Origin of the sequence: Streptomyces sp. NPDC085524, assembly GCF_044541755.1 — a bacterium.
Lineage (GTDB): Bacteria > Actinomycetota > Actinomycetes > Streptomycetales > Streptomycetaceae > Streptomyces.
In genome coordinates, this window is sequence record NZ_JBITTH010000057.1 from 1 (window position 1) to 14,307 (window position 14,307).

A 14,307-nucleotide genomic window follows, 5' to 3' on the forward strand; every position below is an offset into this window, starting at 1 on the left:
CCCGCAGCGGGCCGGTGAGGGGAAGGCCGTGCGGCACGCTCAGGGACTACTAGCCCGGCTCGTATGTGACCTGGGTCCTGTGGGGCGCCTCACCGACAGGGGCCTCGAATGTCACTGAATGCGTTCGTTCGTACCCGGATCGAAGGAAACGGGAGCGTCGAAGGCGGCCTTCCGTGTCGCCCGCCGCAGGGCCTTCAGCAGCGTGGCCCCGAGCGCGAGCGTCAGCACGACGGTCAGCACCGCCCGCCCCAGGTCCCAGCCCAGCGAAGTCGCCAGGCAGTACGCGGCGAAGCGCGCGAGGTTCGCCGCAACCGGGTCCCCCGGGTGGAAGGAGACGCCCTGGCCCATGCCCTGCAGCATCACCCAGCCCTGCAGGTTCATGACCGTGCCGTACGCGAACGAGCCGAGGAACCCGTACGCGGCCAGCATCGCCAGCTCCGCCCGGCCCCGGATCCTCGCGGCCCCCGGTAGCAGGCCGGCCCCCAGCGAGAACCAGCCGAGCGCGAGCATCTGGAACGGCATCCACGGGCCGACACCGCCGGTGAGCAGGGCGGACGCGAACATCGTGACGGAGCCCAGGACGAAGCCGAAGCCCGGCCCGAGGACCCGCCCGCTGAGCACCATCAGGAAGAACATGGGCTCCAGGCCGGCCGTACCCGCGCCCAGCGGTCTCAGGGCCGCCCCGACCGCGGCGAGCACGCCGAGCATCGCCACCGCCTTGGCGTCCATGCCGTTGTCCGCGATGGTCGCGACCACGACGGCGACCAGCAGCGGCAGCAGCGCGGCGAACAGCCAGGGGGCGTCCTCGGAGTGGGCGAGCCCGGACCCCCCGTCGGCGAGCAGCGGCCAGCCGAAGGCGGCGATGCCGATGAGGGTGACCAGGACCAGGGCGGCAGCGGCGCGGGGGCCGATGCGGACGGGGCGGGTGGGACGGGGCGCTGTGCGGCTCATGCGGGGGCCGTCCCGGGGGCCGTCCCGGGGGCCGGGTCCGAGGCCGCCAGGGCTTCGGCGACCTGGGTCACCGTGAGCCAGTGGCCCGGGGCCAGCACCTTGGCGACCTGCGGTGCGAAGGCGGGGGAGGAGACGACCACCTCGGCGGTCGGGCCGTCCGCGACGATCTCCCCGCCCGCCAGGATCAGCACGCGGTGCGCCACCTCGGCGGCGAGCTCCACGTCATGGGTGGCCAGGACGATGGCGTGGCCCTCGGCGGCGAGGCCGCGGAGGATCTCGATCAGGCGGGCCTTGGCGGCGTAGTCCAGACCCCGGGTGGGCTCGTCGAGCAGGAGCAGCGCCGGGCGGCCCGTCAGCACCAGGGCGAGGGCCAGGGCGAGCCGCTGCCCCTCGGAGAGGTCGCGGGGATGGACGTCGTCGGGCACGTCCGGGAGCAGGGACGTGACCAGCGCCCGGCAGGTGCCCGGGGCGGCGCCCGCGTCGGAGTCCGCGGCGGCGCACTCGGCGGCGACGGTGTCGGCGTAGAGGAGGTCGCGGGGCTCCTGCGGTACGAGACCCACTCGGCGCACCATCTCCTGCGGCGGGGTGCGGTGGGGGGCCAGGCCCCCGACGGTCACCTCGCCGGTGGCGGGCGGGACGGTGCCGACCAGGGCCGAGAGCAGGGTGGACTTGCCGGCGCCGTTGCGGCCCATGAGGGCGACGGTTTCGCCGGGGGTGACGGTGAGGGTGATGTCGCGGAGCACTTCCCTGCGGCCGCGGCGGACCCCGAGGCCCCTGGTCTCGGCCGGGGCGGCGCCTGCCGGGGCGGGGGCGGGGAGGGCCGCGGCCTTGCGGAAGCGGGCCAGCAGGCCGGTGCGGGGTGCGGGATGCCGCTGCGCGGAGCCGTCCCCCACCCGCCCCTGCCCGAAACCGGGGGCTCCGCCCCCGGACCCCCGGTCCTCAAACACCGGACGGGCTGGATCTCGGTCAGCGCCGAGGCGGGTGCGGAGAGGGGCGGCCAGCCTACGGGCGTCGCGGACCGACAACGGGAGCGGCGACCAGCCCGCCACGCGGCCCAGGGACACCACCGGCGGGTGGACCGGGGAGACCGCCATGACCTCCGACGGGGCACCCAGCACCGGGGCCGCGCCCGGGGCCGGCAGGAGCAGCACCCGGTCGGCGTACTGGACCACCCGCTCCAGCCGGTGCTCCGCCATCAGGACCGTGGTGCCGAGGTCGTGGACCAGGCGCTGGAGCACCGCCAGGACCTCCTCCGCCGCCGCCGGGTCCAGCGCCGAGGTGGGCTCGTCCAGTACGAGGACCTTCGGGTGCGTGGTCAGGACCGAGCCGATCGCGACCCGCTGCTGCTGCCCGCCCGAGAGCGTCGCGAGGGGCCGGTCGCGCAGCTCGTTGAGGCCGAGGAGGTCCAGGGTTTCCTCGACGCGGCGGCGCATCACGGCGGGAGCCAGCCCGAGGGACTCCATCCCGTACGCCAGCTCGTCCTCCACCACGTCCGTCACGAAGTGCGCGAGCGGATCCTGGCCGACCGTGCCCACCACGTCCGCGAGCTCGCGCGGTTTGTGGGTGCGCGTGTCCCGGCCCGCGACCGTCACCCGGCCCCGCAGGGTGCCGCCCGTGAAGTGCGGGACCAGCCCGGAGACCGCGCCCAGCAGGGTGGACTTCCCCACCCCGGACGGGCCCACGAGCAGGGTCAGCTCCCCTTCCGGGATCACCAGGTCGAGGCCCTGGAGGGAAGGGCCGGCGGCGCCGTCGTAGGTGACGGACACCTGCTCGAAGCGGATCACCGGGAGGACTCCTCAGAGGGGATGGACGGTACGGGGGCGACGAACGCGGGCAGCAGGCCGATCAGGACCGCCGCCGCCGGCCACAGCGGGAGGCTCGGCGCCACCAGCGGCACCACGCCCGGGTGCAGGGCGGCGGGGTCGCGCGTGCCCGCGTACACGAGGAGCCCGGCGACGGCCGCGCCCGATCCGGCGACCAGCCAGGCGCGCGGCCCCCACCGGTCGGGCCGGTAGCGGGTGCGCACCGAACGGCGGCCGCCGAGCCGCAGGCCCGCGAGGGCCAGCAGCAGCCCGATGCCGAGCACGGGCAGCCCGTACGCGGCGCCCTCCGCGGCGAGCAGCCCGTACGTGCCGGCGCACATCCCGAGCAGACCGCCGAGGGTGAGGGCGCTGGTGGTGTGCCGCACGGCGGGCGGGACCTCGGCGGTGCGCCCGTACCCGCGCGCGTCCATCGACGCGGCGATGGCGACGGAGCGTTCCAGGGCTCCCTCCAGCACCGGCAGGCCGATCTGCAGGACCGCCTTCACGCCGCCGGTCGGGCGTCCGCGCAGCCGGCGGGCGGTGCGCAGGCGGGCGACGTCCGCGACCATGTTCGGCGCGAAGGTCATGGCGACGACCACGGCGACGCCCGCCTCGTACAGGGCGGCCGGGAGGGACTTCAGCAGCCGCGCCGGGTTCGCGAGGGCGTTCGCGGCGCCGACGCACACGAGGAGGGCGGCGAGCCTGGCGCCGTCGTAGAAGGCGAACACCAGCTGCTCGGCGGTGACCCTGCCGCCGAACCGGATGCCCTGCGCCCAGGCGGGCAGCGGGACCTCCGGGAGGGTGAAGAGGGTGTGCGAGCCGGGGACGGGGGAGCCCAGCAGCATGGAGAAGAGGAGGCGCAGGCCGATGACGAAGAGGCCGAGCTTGAGGAACGCGCCGTAGGAACGGGCCCACGGCGCGTCCGTGCGGCGGGCCGCGACCACGTACCCGGCGACGCCGATGACCAGCCCGAGGAGCAGCGGGTTGGTGGTCCGCGAAGCGGCGGTGGCGAGCCCGAGGGCCCACAGCCACCAGGCCCCCGCGTGCAGGGCCGTCGCCCGGCCGGCGAGGGGGGCCTGCCATTTCCTGTACGTCGGCCCGTGCGGGTCGCCCGGCGGCGCGGGCGTGCTGCGCCGGGGCGGGGGCACGTGGCCGGGTGCGGCGCCGCTGCCGGGGGCGCCGCACCCGGACCCCCGCGCCTCGAACGCCGGCGGGGCCGGGCATGCCGGCTGGTCGTGCGTCATCGCGTGCGGCGGCGGGACTGCCAGATGCCGGCCGCAGCCAGGGCGGCCACTGCCGCGATGCCGGTGATCAGGCCTGCGGACGGGCCGCCGTCCTCCCCGGCCTGCGGGGCGGCCGCGGCCGCGGGGTCCGGGCTTCCGGACGCAGGCGAGGCGATCGGCTCGCCGCAGCCCTGCTGCGGGTAGCCCGCGATCGCGCACAGCATCGCCGCGCCGTTGTAGCGCAGCGGCTTCGCCACCGAGGCCAGTGCCTCGGCCGTCGTGGCGTCCGGGGCGACCTGCGCGCAGGCCGTGCGCGGGGCCTCCTGCGGCGGGGTCTCGCCCGAGGGGGCGTCCGAGGGGACGCCGAAGTCGACGACCAGCGCCACCCGCTTCTTCCCCTCGGCCGCGGGGGTCGCCCCGCAGACCGCCGAGAAGTCGGCCGCGACCCGCGGCCGGGCCGCCTCGGCGGAGGCGTCCTTGCTCACCGCGAAGCGGAAGCCCTGCACGGAGCCGTCCGCCGGGCGGGCCATCGAGGGGCCCACCGTGGCGTACGACCAGGGCCCGCCGGCCGCGGCGTCCCAGAACGACCAGTACCGGTAGCTCGACGCCAGCGCCGGCGAAGCGGCCGCCACGGCCAGGGCGAGCCCGAGCAGCACGGCGAGTGCGGGCGACGGGCGGCGACGCATCAGAGCTGGTTCTTCTTGCGGCGGCCGCTCAGCAGGATGCCGATGCCCATGCCGGCCGCGGCGCCCGCGATGATGATCCACCAGATGTTCTGGCCGCCGGAGGGCTTGTCCTTCTTGCCGTCGACCGAGGTCGCGGAGGAGTCCGCGCCCTGCGGGGCCGGGCCGGTGGCGTTCAGCGCCGCGACGAGGTCGGTGCCGCCGAAGGCCTTCGGGTCCGCGCCCGTGGCGTGCGCGGCCAGGATCAGCGTGCCCAGGCCCGCCGGGTTGCCCGCCGCCCACTGCGCCGAGTTGCCCTTGAGCCACTCCAGCGCGCCCGCCGCGGACTGCTTGTGCCCGGCCGCTGCCAGGGCGATGACCGCGTCGGCGGTGTTGCCGGTGTCCGGGGTCGGCTGGTCCGCGCCCGGGGTGACCGCCGTGAGGTGGCCGTCCTTCTTGAGGGCCTCGGCCAGGTAGCCGGCCGCGCCCTGGGCGAGGGCCGCCGGGTCGGCCGCCGCGTCGGCGGAGGCCGGCGGGCAGGTCAGCGGGGTGGCGGGGGTGTCCGAGGCGGACAGGGCCACGGCCGAGCCCTGGCCGAGGCCGGCGAGTGCCGCTGCGGCGGTGGCGTCGGCGTTGGCGGTCAGCTTGCCGTCCAGGGGCTGGTAGGCGAAGGAGCCCCGGTCGGCGGCGGGCTCGGCGGTGCAGCCGAGCTGGAAGGCGGCCAGGCCCTGGTAGGCGGACTTGCCCGCCTTCGACTTCACCTCGGCGGGCTTGTCGCCCGCCACCGCGAGGGCGCTGATCACCACGGCCGTGGAGTTGGCGTCGCTGGGGGAGCCGGGGACGTAGGACCAGCCGCCGTCCTCGTTCTGGACGGACTTCAGCCAGTCCGTGCCCTTCCTGACCGCCGCGTCCTGGCCGCCGAGCGCCTTCAGCGCCTGGACGGCCGCCGCGGTGGCGTTCGTGTCGAACATCGTCGTCGCCTCGCACGCCGCGGAGGCGTCCGCGCGGAACGCGGCGAAACCGCCGTTCGCGCACTGCTGGCCCACCAGCCAGTCCACGGCGGCCTTGGCGGGCTTCACGCCGACGGTGTGCTGGGCGAGCAGCGCGAAGGACTGGCGCCACACGCCGTCGTACGTCGGGTCGTTCTTGCCGTACAGCCCGGAGGGGATCACCGGCGGTGCGGAGGGGGAGGGCGGCGCGGTGTCGGCGAGGGCTGCGGGGGCGGCGCCCACGCAGAGCACGGCGGAGGCGGCGAGCGCGGCGGCGCTGCGGCGGACGTTCATGGGGGCGGGGGTGCCTCTCCTGCTGGGGAGCGGGAGGCAGGCACACGCGCGGGCACGCACGGGCACCGGGCTCCGGCTCCGTTTACCTCGACGGTGCCGGCCGCCGGAGGACCCGGCGGCACGAGCCGCGCACCTCCGGAACGGGGCATTCCGGCTCCCTGCCCGACGGTGGGCCGGGGCGGGTCACGGTTGCGGGTCAGCGCCGGATTCGCACCGGCTTCCCCCCGTACGGAAGTGAGGACGACCCGCTCACTGTACCGGCCCGTAGCAACCGTGCTCGGGGGTGCCTGCCCTCGGCGCCCCTTACCGGCCATCCGTCGGCCGCTGCCTACAGGGCCCGGTACGCGACGGGGTCGCTGCCCGGGACGGCTTCCGCGCGGCCCTGCTTCACCAGCCGCCGCAGATGCGCTTCCGCTTCCGAGACGGCGATGTTGCGGGAGCCGTAGGGGATCTGCTCCCAGGGCCGGTTCCACTCCATCCGCTCCGCCAGCCCCCACGGGGTCAGCGGCTCGGCGAGCAGCGCCCACAGCCCGGTCAGCCGCTCCTCGTGGTGGTCCAGGAGCTCCCGCACGCGGGCGGGCGCATCGGTGAAGGCGTGCTGGTGGGCGGGGAGGACCTCGGCCGGTTCGAGGCGGCCGATGCGTTCGAGGGAGTCGAGGTAGTCGCCGAGGGGGTCGGTGACCCGGTCGCTCTGCGGGTCCTCGTACAGGCCGATGTGCGGGGAGATGCCGGGCAGCAGGTGGTCCCCGGAGAAGAGGCGGCCGTTGCCGGGGAGGTTCGCCGGGTGGGTCTCCTCCAGGTGGAGGCAGACGTGGCCGGGGGTGTGGCCGGGGGTCCAGATCGCGCGCAGCCGGCGTCCGGCCAGCGGCAGCAGCTCGCCCGGGACGATCTCCCGGTCGGGGACGGCGGCCCGCAGCCCGGGCAGGGTCCGCACCCGGCCGCTGCTGCGGGCGGCGCGGAGCGGGGCGATGTGGTCCTCGGGGGCTCCGGCGGCGGCCAGCTTCTCGCTCATGTAGTCGAACCAGACGCCCGGCTCGGAGGCCCGCGTCCGTACGACGACCTCGGTGTCGGCGGCGTGCATGGCGATCCACGCGCCCGAGGCGTCCCGGACCTGCCCGGAGAGGCCGTGGTGGTCGGGGTGGTGGTGGGTGATCACCACGCCGTGGACGTCGGCGATGGCGATGCCGAGCGCGCCGAGCCCGGCGACGAGGGTGTCCCAGGACTCGGGGTCGTCCCAGCCGGTGTCGACGAGGACCGGGCCGCGGTCGGTGTCGAGGACGTGGACGAGGGTGTGGCCGAGCGGGTTGTCGGGGATGGGGACCTTGATCCCCCACACGCCGCCGCCGTGATCGGTGACGTGCGGCGCGTCCTGCGGCGCGTCCTTGGCCGTGTCCATTCGCCGTCCCCTGCCTCTATAAGAACGTGTTCCACCAGTTGCCCAAGTCGACCACTTCTTCGGGCTTCTGACTAGTCGTTGGATCTTCTCCACTCTTCCGTCCTGGCCGTGGACTCCTCGAACTAGAACTGGTATCAGTTCTGCAACGCCAAGCCGCAGGGCAAGCCGCAGGAGGCCTCAGCCATGACCGAGCTCGTGGAACACGGACAACTGTTCATCGGCGGGGAGTGGACGGATCCGCTGGGCACCGGCACGATCCGGATCGTCTCCCCCCACACCGAGCAGGTCATCGGCTCCGTCCCGCACGCCTCGAAGGCGGACGTGGACCGCGCCGTCGCCGCCGCCCGCAAGGCCTTCGACGAGGGCCCCTGGCCGCGGATGTCCCTGGACGAGCGCATCGCCGTCGTCTCCCGCATCAAGGACGCCATAGCCGTCCGCCACGAGGAGATCGCCCGCTCGATCAGCTCCCAGAACGGCTCCCCCTACTCATGGAGCGTCCTCGCGCAGGCGCTCGGCCCGATGATGGTCTACGACGCCGCGATCACCGTCGCGCGGAACTACCCGTACGAGGAGCACCGCGCGGGCGTGCTCGGCCCGATCCTCGTACGCCGCGAGCCCGTCGGGGTCGTCGCGGCCGTCATCCCGTGGAACGTCCCGCAGTTCGTGGCGGCGGCCAAGCTCGCGCCCGCCCTGCTGACCGGCTCCACCGTGATCCTCAAGCCCTCCCCGGAAGCCCCGCTGGACTCCTTCATCCTGGCCGACATAGCCCGCGAGGCCGGCCTGCCCGAGGGCGTGCTGTCGATCCTGCCCGCCGACCGCGAGGTCAGCGAGTACCTCGTCGGCCACCCCGGCGTCGACAAGGTCGCCTTCACCGGCTCCGTCGCCGCCGGCAAGCGCGTGATGGAGGTCGCATCCCGCAACCTCACCCGCGTCACCCTCGAACTCGGCGGCAAGTCCGCCGCCGTGATCCTGCCGGACGCCGACCTGGACACCGCCGTCGCCGGCATCGTCCCGGCCGCCTGGATGAACAACGGCCAGGCCTGCGTGGCCCAGACCCGCATCCTCGCCCCGCGCAGCCGCTACGACGAGATCGCCGACGCCTTCGCCGCGGCCGCGGGCGCCCTGGTCGTGGGCGACCCGCTCGACCCGGCCACCCAGCTCGGCCCGCTCGTCGCCCAGCGCCAGCAGCAGCGCTCCCTCGACTACATCCGCATCGGCCAGGAGGAAGGCGCCAAGGTCCTCGCGGGCGGCGGCCGCCCGGCCGGCCAGGAGCGCGGCTGGTACGTCGAACCCACCCTCTTCGGCGACGTCGACAACTCCATGCGGATCGCCCAGGAGGAGATCTTCGGCCCGGTCGTCTGCCTGATCCCGTACGGGAACGAGGCGGAGGCCGCCCGGATCGCCAACGACTCGGAGTTCGGCCTCAGCGGCAGCGTCTGGACCGGAGACGTCGAACACGGCATCGACTTCGCCCGCGGGGTCCGCACCGGCACCTTCAACGTCAACACCTTCAGCCTGGACATGCTGGGCCCCTTCGGCGGCTACAAGAACAGCGGCGTCGGCCGCGAGTTCGGCCCGGAAGGCCTGTCCGAGTACCTGGAGCACAAGATGATCCACCTCCCCGCGGGCTACGAGGCGGGTGCCTGATGGGCGACCGCTGGCAGGTGGAGGTGGACCGCGGGGTCTGCATCGGCTCGGGCATGTGCGTGAACCACGCCCCGGACGCCTTCACCCTCGACTCGGCCCGCCAGTCCCACCCCCGCGCCCCGCAGACGGACGCCAACGAACCCACGCTCACGGCGGCTGAGGGCTGCCCGGTGGAAGCCATCATGATCACCCTGGCCGGGACCGGCGAACCGGTCTTCCCGCCGGAGGAATAGCGCACACCGGGGGGCGGGGCCGGGGCGGGTGCCCGTCCCCGCCCCCCGATTTGACGGCCCCGCCCACCAGGCGTACTCCGGAAGAGAACCCACCGCTCTCGGGGACGAGAGGAGCCCCCGCCATGCTGGGCGAACTCATCGGCGAGGAAACGGGACGGACCACGGGCATCCGGGTGCTCTCCGCGGAGGGCGGCCACGCGGTGCTGGAGGCCTCGTACCAGGCGACCGGCACGCTCCTGGGCACGCAGGTCAAGGACATGGGCACGTACCACTCGGCGACGCGCGGGGACGGCACCCTGTTCGGCGAGGGCGAAGGCGTCACCATGACCGCGGACGGCGAGACCCTCACCTGGCACGGCTCGGGCGTCGGCCGCCTCACCCCGACGGGCGGCGTGAGCTGGCGCGGCGCCATCTTCTACGAGACCACCGCGGACCGCTTCGCGGAGTTGAACGCCCTCGCGGCCGTCTTCGAATTCGAGACCGACGAGGACGGCGGGGTCGAGGCCAAGACCTACGAGTGGAAGTAGCGGCCCGGGGCTGCGGCCCGGGGGCTCCGCTGTCGGTGGCCCGTGGCACAGTGCACCGCATGAACGAGGACATGCACGGCGCCGCGCTGATCGACCGGGTGATCGCACGGGTCCGGGAGCAGGGCTGGCCCACCTGCGAAGCCCCGGACCTCGACGAACCGGCGCCGCTCGCACCCGAGGTGCTCGACCGGCTGACGCTGCCCGACGGCCGCCCGCTGCCGCCCAGCCTGCGCCGCTGGCTGGCCTTCGACGGCTCCTGGCTCGCCGCCGTCGGCTGGTACGAGGACCCGGCCGAGCCCGTCCTCGGCGACCGGGGACTGGGGGCGACGGCTGAGTGGATGTACGGCGACAGCGGCGGCATGGCCTCGATGTTCGGCGACTTCGAGGGACTGCTGCCCGCGGTGTGCCTGCCGCTCATCGGCGGCTGCGACTCGCGCCGCCTGCTCTACCTGGGCTCGCCGGACTCCACGGGCGAGTACCCGGTGCTGGTGACCGACATCGACGACCTGCCGTACGTGGCCGTGATGTACCCCGGCCTCGACGTGTACCTCGCGGACCTCGCCGAGATCCTGGACCTGGACTTCGACACCTACACCTCACTCGCCGCGCATCCCGAGTACGCCGCACGGATGGCCGAGCACGCGGAGAACACCGGCCTCGGCCCGGACGGACTGGAGTTCCACGAACTCGACCTCGACGACCTCGACCTCGCCGACTAGTCCGGCTCACTCGACGACGCGCACACCGTCGGGCTTGGGGAACGGCAGCACTTCCCAGCCCAGCGGCCACCCCTGCGGCCGGGGCGCGCCCACCTCGGCTTCCAGGACCCGCGGAATCCGGTAGTGCCACCACCGGTGCGGCTCCTCACGGTCCGGCCAGGGGACCGTGGCCGCGCGGAACCGGCCGTCCAGCTCGTCGAGCTCGGGCCGCCGGACCGCCTGCACCCGCGGCGGCAACAGCGGCCACACCCTGGCCAGCGCGTCCCGGCAGCAGATGTCGTCGTCGAGCTCCGGAGCGCACCGTGCGGAGCCCTCCTCCACGTCCTCCACGACATCCCGCCAGTCCGCGACTAGCGAGTTGAGCGTGCGTCCCCCTGCGCCCGCCGATACGGCGGCGTGAACGGCCTCGTAATCTTGGGCAGTCAGAGGTGCATCGTCGACCGGATCAGTGGATCGCACGACGCATCTCTCCTTTAACTGTCCTCCGGGGCGCGGATGTTAGCTTGCCACCCATGGTGGAGTACCGGGACGAGACGAGGGCGGCCTACGACGGGGTCGTCGAGCTGTACGCGTCCCTCTTCGACGACCGGCTGGAAACGCACCCGTTCTCGCGGACCATGATCAACACGTTCGCGGAGCTGGTGCGCGGGACGGGGAACCTGCGGGCGGCCGACGTCGGATGCGGGCCCGGGCACCTGACGGCCATGCTGCACGAGCTGGGGCTGGACGCCTTCGGCCTCGACCTCTCCCCGGGCATGGTCGGCCACGCCCGGAGGGCCCGACCGGCGCTGCGGTTCGAGGAGGCGCGGATGGAGGCCCTGCCGGTCGAGGACGGCTCGCTCGGCGGCGTACTGGCCCACTACTCGATGATCCACACCCCGCCCGCGGAACTGCCCGCGCTCCTCGCCGAGCAGGTGCGCGTCCTGGCGCCGGGGGGCCTGCTCCTGGTCTCGTTCTTCGCGACCGAAGGAACGGAGCCGGTCCGCTTCGACCACAAGGTGACCCCCGCCTACAGCTGGCCCGTGGACGACTTCGTGGAACTCCTGGCCGACGCCGGCCTCGTCCCCTTCGCCCGCCTGATCCACGACCCGGCCTCGGAACGCGGCTTCCTGGACGCCCACTTGCTGGCCCGGCTTCCCTAGGAACGGCTGACGGGCTCGATGTTGGCGACTGTAGTGGTGAACTCGCGGCCGGATGCTGTCCGGACGTAGGCGAGTTGCATCCACCGGTCGTAGGCGGCGCAGTCCGAGACGTTCTCGTTGACCACGGCCATCAGCTCGCCCTCGGTGCCGGAGGCGATGTCGCGGACGCGGCAGCGCAGAAGCCGATGGGGGACGTACTCGTAGCGCTCACTCATCAGGCATCTCCTCGAAGCTGTCGAGGAACCGCTCCCAGCCGACCAGCGCCCGGTCGAGCAGGTCCGCACTCGGTTCCGCAGGTGCGGTCACGGCGGCCGAAGGGGGTGCGTCGTGCAGGCAGCGGTAAGCGTCAGACGTTGCTGTGGCGTTGGGAATCCGGCACATGCAGATCACTCCCCACCGTAAGGCTGCTCAGAAAGGCAACCTCTCTAGAGATGTTGCCCATGATAGCGGTCCAGCCTCCTTCAGGGCTTACATCTCTAGAGAAATGGTCGCGAGGTTGCCGAACAGCGGCTGGTGCCGGTGAATGCGGCGCTGCACTGCCGGCCCTAGGGTGTCTAGAGAGGAGAAGGGGTGATCGGTTCGATGACCAGCCAGGGCGGCACGCGCCAGCCGAAGTACCAGCGGATTGCCGACGCCTTGAAGGCGGCGATCAGGTCGGGCGAGTACGGCCCCGGCGACCGGCTGCCGGGCGAGAACGACCTCATGGCCACGTACGACGTCGCCCGCATGACCGCGCGCCAGGCCCTCGGGGTGCTCCAGAACGAAGGTCTCGCGGAGGCGCGCAAGGGTGCCGGTGTCTTCGTCCGGGCGTTCAGGCCCCTGCGGCGCCGCGGCATCCAGCGGCTGGCGCAGGAGCAGTGGGGCTCGGGCCGTTCCGTCTGGTCGGCGGACGCCGAAGACCGTGAGCTCGTCGTCGACCAGGTCGACGTGCGTGAAGAAGAGGCGGGCGACCGCGTCGCCGACGTCCTGGGTCTCCCTCGCGAGGCCCGGGTCTGCGTGCGCAGCCGCCGTTTCGTGCTCGACGGAAAGCCGGTCCTCTGCGCGACGTCGTACCTGCCGGCGGACATCGTCGCCGACTCCGCCATCACCCAGGCCGACACCGGCCCGGGTGGTGTGTACGCGAGGCTGGCCGAGCTGGGGCACGAGCCCGTCCACTTCCGCGAGGAGATCCGCTCCCGCATGCCCACGGCCGACGAGGCCGACCGGCTGTCGCTGTCGCTCGGTACGCCGGTCATCCAGATCGTCCGCACCGCGTTCGCCGAGGGTGGGCGGGCCGTCGAGGTCAACGACATGACCCTGGACTCCGCGTCGTACGTGCTGGAGTACGACTTCGACGCCCGCTGACGGCGGCTAGGAGCCACTCGACGAGGCGAGTTCCCGGCGGTGCTCCAGCCAGGTGCTGCTCAGGTCGTCCCAGATCGCCTGGTACCGGCCGAAGACCTCGCCGAGCTGGTCGAACGTGAGCTGGTCGGCGGCAGTCGAGGCCACGAGGTACTCGAGGTCGTCGCCGAGCCGCCGGAACCGGTGCTGCGCCTGCTCCATCAGCACCCACCGGGAACGCCAGTTGAAGAACGGCTCGACGGCCCCGAGCAGCGTCACCAGGGCCACGCACGCCAGGGCCAGACCGGTCCATGCGTTGAGGTTCTGCAGGCCCAGGATGACGGTGGACCCGGCGGACAGTGCCAGCGTCGCCACCTTGGTGAGCGAGGCGCTGCGGCTGAACCGCTTCTTCCGGCTCCGGGCGTACTCATTGCCCTCACGGATCTTGTCCAACAGGAGAACGGCCGTCTCCGTCGGGCTGAGACCGATCCCAAGTCCACTGTCCGGCTGCATTCCGCCCCCGAGGTTCTGTCGCCGACCACCAGCTCGCCCTCGGGTGGACGGTGCGGTCCATCAGCCCAACACGGGTCGCGGACGCCGTCGGCGAGGAGCGCGTAGCGATCCTAAGCGCCCGACATCGCCCGGAGGGCCGGTGGGCCGCCTGCCGGGTCCGGGGGACGGGAAAATGGGGGTGGAGTCCGGAAATGGCGGAGCGCTCAAGGGTGTTGATCACGTCATGACTCAAGGACCAGCGCCCCGCCCGCTGTCGGACGAAGCCCTCTCCGACCTGCTCGGCAAGCAGCAGTTCGGCACGCTCGCCACCGTCAAGCGCAGCGGCCACCCGCACCTGACCACCATGCTCTACAGCTGGGACCCCGAAGCCCGCATCGTGCGGTTCTCGACCACGGCTGACCGCGTCAAGGTCCAACACCTGCGCCGCGACCCGCACGCGGCGGTGCACGTGCAGGGCGGCAACGTGTGGTCGTTCGCCGTCGCGGAGGGGGAGGCAGAGGTCTCCGAGGTGACGACGGCCCCCGGCGACGAGGTCGGTCGGGAACTCCTCGGGATGATCCCGTCGGCGGCGAAGCCGGATGATGAACAGGCCTTCCTGGAGCAGCTGGTCGCCGAGCGCCGTGTGGTCATCCGGCTGAAGGTGGACCGGCTGTACGGAACGGCCCTCGACATCGAGGGGTAGGGGGCCTGCCGTCTGCCGGTCCGCGACCTGCCCGAGGGCCGGGGTGCGGGTTGGCGGTGCCTCGGCCGGCCGGAAGTCAGAGAGGGCTTGGGGGGTTCCCGGCTGCCCCATCGTCCTTCCGTGGCGGGCCGCCCTGTCAAGGGCGCTCCGTAAGGTGTTGGGTGGTCCGGGAGGGCTGGGTGTGGCTGAAGGGTGCTTGCCTTTTGT

The 14,307-nt window shown here is 73.5% G+C and carries 16 protein-coding genes and 1 riboswitch; of the genes, 7 read left to right on the forward strand and 9 right to left on the reverse strand.

Features of this window, described 5'->3' with window-relative positions; all coding sequences use genetic code 11:
* Positions 1 to 111: 111 nt before the first annotated feature.
* From ACIGFK_RS41935 to ACIGFK_RS41960, 6 genes are all read right to left on the reverse strand, one after another.
* Positions 112 to 951, reverse strand: a complete 840-nt coding sequence (locus ACIGFK_RS41935) for an ECF transporter S component (RefSeq protein ID WP_376662484.1) — start codon at positions 949 to 951, stop codon at positions 112 to 114.
* Complete coding sequence (locus tag ACIGFK_RS41940) at positions 948 to 2,735, reverse strand: ABC transporter ATP-binding protein (protein ID WP_400056081.1); 1,788 nt, start codon at positions 2,733 to 2,735, stop codon at positions 948 to 950. Before ACIGFK_RS41940 ends, ACIGFK_RS41935 begins: the two co-directional genes overlap by 4 nt.
* A complete protein-coding gene (locus ACIGFK_RS41945; RefSeq protein WP_376661149.1) occupies positions 2,732 to 3,997 on the reverse strand; it encodes an energy-coupling factor transporter transmembrane component T in 1,266 nt (421 codons plus the stop codon). Before ACIGFK_RS41945 ends, ACIGFK_RS41940 begins: the two co-directional genes overlap by 4 nt.
* Positions 3,994 to 4,662, reverse strand: coding sequence for an SCO2322 family protein (locus ACIGFK_RS41950; protein ID WP_400056083.1), 669 nt, complete (start codon positions 4,660 to 4,662; stop codon positions 3,994 to 3,996). Before ACIGFK_RS41950 ends, ACIGFK_RS41945 begins: the two co-directional genes overlap by 4 nt.
* Positions 4,662 to 5,921: a prenyltransferase/squalene oxidase repeat-containing protein gene (locus ACIGFK_RS41955; RefSeq protein ID WP_386473526.1), complete on the reverse strand. Its 1,260-nt coding sequence runs from the start codon at positions 5,919 to 5,921 to the stop codon at positions 4,662 to 4,664. The genes ACIGFK_RS41950 and ACIGFK_RS41955 overlap by 1 nt, the downstream gene beginning before the upstream one ends.
* 143 nt (positions 5,922 to 6,064) lie before the next feature.
* Positions 6,065 to 6,145: riboswitch (cobalamin riboswitch) on the reverse strand.
* A 104-nt stretch (positions 6,146 to 6,249) separates the two neighbouring features.
* Entirely contained in the window at positions 6,250 to 7,317 is a 1,068-nt protein-coding gene (locus ACIGFK_RS41960) for an MBL fold metallo-hydrolase (RefSeq protein ID WP_400056085.1), read from the reverse strand.
* A 183-nt stretch (positions 7,318 to 7,500) separates the two neighbouring features.
* Here ACIGFK_RS41960 and ACIGFK_RS41965 point away from each other — a divergent pair, with 183 nt between their 5' ends.
* The 4 genes from ACIGFK_RS41965 (at position 7,501) to ACIGFK_RS41980 (ending at position 10,443) form a co-directional block, all read left to right on the forward strand.
* On the forward strand, positions 7,501 to 8,964 hold the full coding sequence (locus ACIGFK_RS41965) for an aldehyde dehydrogenase (RefSeq protein WP_400056086.1): 1,464 nt from the start codon (positions 7,501 to 7,503) through the stop codon (positions 8,962 to 8,964).
* Entirely contained in the window at positions 8,964 to 9,197 is a 234-nt protein-coding gene (locus tag ACIGFK_RS41970) for a ferredoxin (protein WP_376661144.1), read from the forward strand. The genes ACIGFK_RS41965 and ACIGFK_RS41970 overlap by 1 nt, the downstream gene beginning before the upstream one ends.
* Positions 9,198 to 9,319: 122 nt before the next feature.
* Positions 9,320 to 9,724, forward strand: coding sequence for a hypothetical protein (locus ACIGFK_RS41975; protein ID WP_376661143.1), 405 nt, complete (start codon positions 9,320 to 9,322; stop codon positions 9,722 to 9,724).
* Between the two features lie 59 nt (positions 9,725 to 9,783).
* Positions 9,784 to 10,443: a hypothetical protein gene (locus ACIGFK_RS41980; RefSeq protein WP_400056088.1), complete on the forward strand. Its 660-nt coding sequence runs from the start codon at positions 9,784 to 9,786 to the stop codon at positions 10,441 to 10,443.
* 6 nt (positions 10,444 to 10,449) lie between these two features.
* On the opposite strand, the gene ACIGFK_RS41985 is transcribed toward ACIGFK_RS41980, so the two are convergent.
* Positions 10,450 to 10,902 (reverse strand): hypothetical protein, encoded by a 453-nt coding sequence (locus ACIGFK_RS41985; RefSeq protein WP_400056090.1) that lies wholly within the window; start codon positions 10,900 to 10,902, stop codon positions 10,450 to 10,452.
* 53 nt (positions 10,903 to 10,955) lie between these two features.
* On the opposite strand from ACIGFK_RS41985, the gene ACIGFK_RS41990 reads away from it, so the two are divergent.
* Complete coding sequence (locus ACIGFK_RS41990) at positions 10,956 to 11,585, forward strand: class I SAM-dependent methyltransferase (protein ID WP_400056092.1); 630 nt, start codon at positions 10,956 to 10,958, stop codon at positions 11,583 to 11,585.
* On the opposite strand, the gene ACIGFK_RS41995 is transcribed toward ACIGFK_RS41990, so the two are convergent.
* On the reverse strand, positions 11,582 to 11,800 hold the full coding sequence (locus ACIGFK_RS41995) for a hypothetical protein (protein ID WP_400056093.1): 219 nt from the start codon (positions 11,798 to 11,800) through the stop codon (positions 11,582 to 11,584). The genes ACIGFK_RS41990 and ACIGFK_RS41995 overlap by 4 nt on opposite strands.
* 367 nt (positions 11,801 to 12,167) lie before the next feature.
* Here ACIGFK_RS41995 and ACIGFK_RS42000 point away from each other — a divergent pair, with 367 nt between their 5' ends.
* A complete protein-coding gene (locus ACIGFK_RS42000; RefSeq protein ID WP_376661151.1) occupies positions 12,168 to 12,929 on the forward strand; it encodes a GntR family transcriptional regulator in 762 nt (253 codons plus the stop codon).
* A gap of 6 nt (positions 12,930 to 12,935) precedes the next feature.
* Here the strand turns inward: ACIGFK_RS42000 and ACIGFK_RS42005 are convergent, their stop codons facing one another.
* Positions 12,936 to 13,358: an SLATT domain-containing protein gene (locus tag ACIGFK_RS42005; RefSeq protein WP_376661139.1), complete on the reverse strand. Its 423-nt coding sequence runs from the start codon at positions 13,356 to 13,358 to the stop codon at positions 12,936 to 12,938.
* 283 nt (positions 13,359 to 13,641) lie between these two features.
* On the opposite strand from ACIGFK_RS42005, the gene ACIGFK_RS42010 reads away from it, so the two are divergent.
* Complete coding sequence (locus tag ACIGFK_RS42010) at positions 13,642 to 14,100, forward strand: pyridoxamine 5'-phosphate oxidase family protein (protein ID WP_376661138.1); 459 nt, start codon at positions 13,642 to 13,644, stop codon at positions 14,098 to 14,100.
* The last annotated feature ends 207 nt before the right edge of the window (positions 14,101 to 14,307 follow it).

What these genes read in the sequence shown, in the direction of transcription:
- ACIGFK_RS41935 (WP_376662484.1), bottom strand. Translation starts at nt 951, where the DNA reads ATGAGCCGCACAGCGCCCCGTCCCACCCGCCCCGTCCGCATCGGCCCC.
- ACIGFK_RS41945 (WP_376661149.1), bottom strand. Translation starts at nt 3,997, where the DNA reads ATGACGCACGACCAGCCGGCATGCCCGGCCCCGCCGGCGTTCGAGGCG.
- ACIGFK_RS41950 (WP_400056083.1), bottom strand. Translation starts at nt 4,662, where the DNA reads ATGCGTCGCCGCCCGTCGCCCGCACTCGCCGTGCTGCTCGGGCTCGCC.
- ACIGFK_RS41955 (WP_386473526.1), bottom strand. Translation starts at nt 5,921, where the DNA reads ATGAACGTCCGCCGCAGCGCCGCCGCGCTCGCCGCCTCCGCCGTGCTC.
- ACIGFK_RS41960 (WP_400056085.1), bottom strand. Translation starts at nt 7,317, where the DNA reads ATGGACACGGCCAAGGACGCGCCGCAGGACGCGCCGCACGTCACCGAT.
- ACIGFK_RS41965 (WP_400056086.1), top strand. Translation starts at nt 7,501, where the DNA reads ATGACCGAGCTCGTGGAACACGGACAACTGTTCATCGGCGGGGAGTGG.
- ACIGFK_RS41970 (WP_376661144.1), top strand. Translation starts at nt 8,964, where the DNA reads ATGGGCGACCGCTGGCAGGTGGAGGTGGACCGCGGGGTCTGCATCGGC.
- ACIGFK_RS41975 (WP_376661143.1), top strand. Translation starts at nt 9,320, where the DNA reads ATGCTGGGCGAACTCATCGGCGAGGAAACGGGACGGACCACGGGCATC.
- ACIGFK_RS41980 (WP_400056088.1), top strand. Translation starts at nt 9,784, where the DNA reads ATGAACGAGGACATGCACGGCGCCGCGCTGATCGACCGGGTGATCGCA.
- ACIGFK_RS41990 (WP_400056092.1), top strand. Translation starts at nt 10,956, where the DNA reads ATGGTGGAGTACCGGGACGAGACGAGGGCGGCCTACGACGGGGTCGTC.
- ACIGFK_RS41995 (WP_400056093.1), bottom strand. Translation starts at nt 11,800, where the DNA reads ATGAGTGAGCGCTACGAGTACGTCCCCCATCGGCTTCTGCGCTGCCGC.
- ACIGFK_RS42000 (WP_376661151.1), top strand. Translation starts at nt 12,168, where the DNA reads ATGACCAGCCAGGGCGGCACGCGCCAGCCGAAGTACCAGCGGATTGCC.
- ACIGFK_RS42010 (WP_376661138.1), top strand. Translation starts at nt 13,642, where the DNA reads ATGACTCAAGGACCAGCGCCCCGCCCGCTGTCGGACGAAGCCCTCTCC.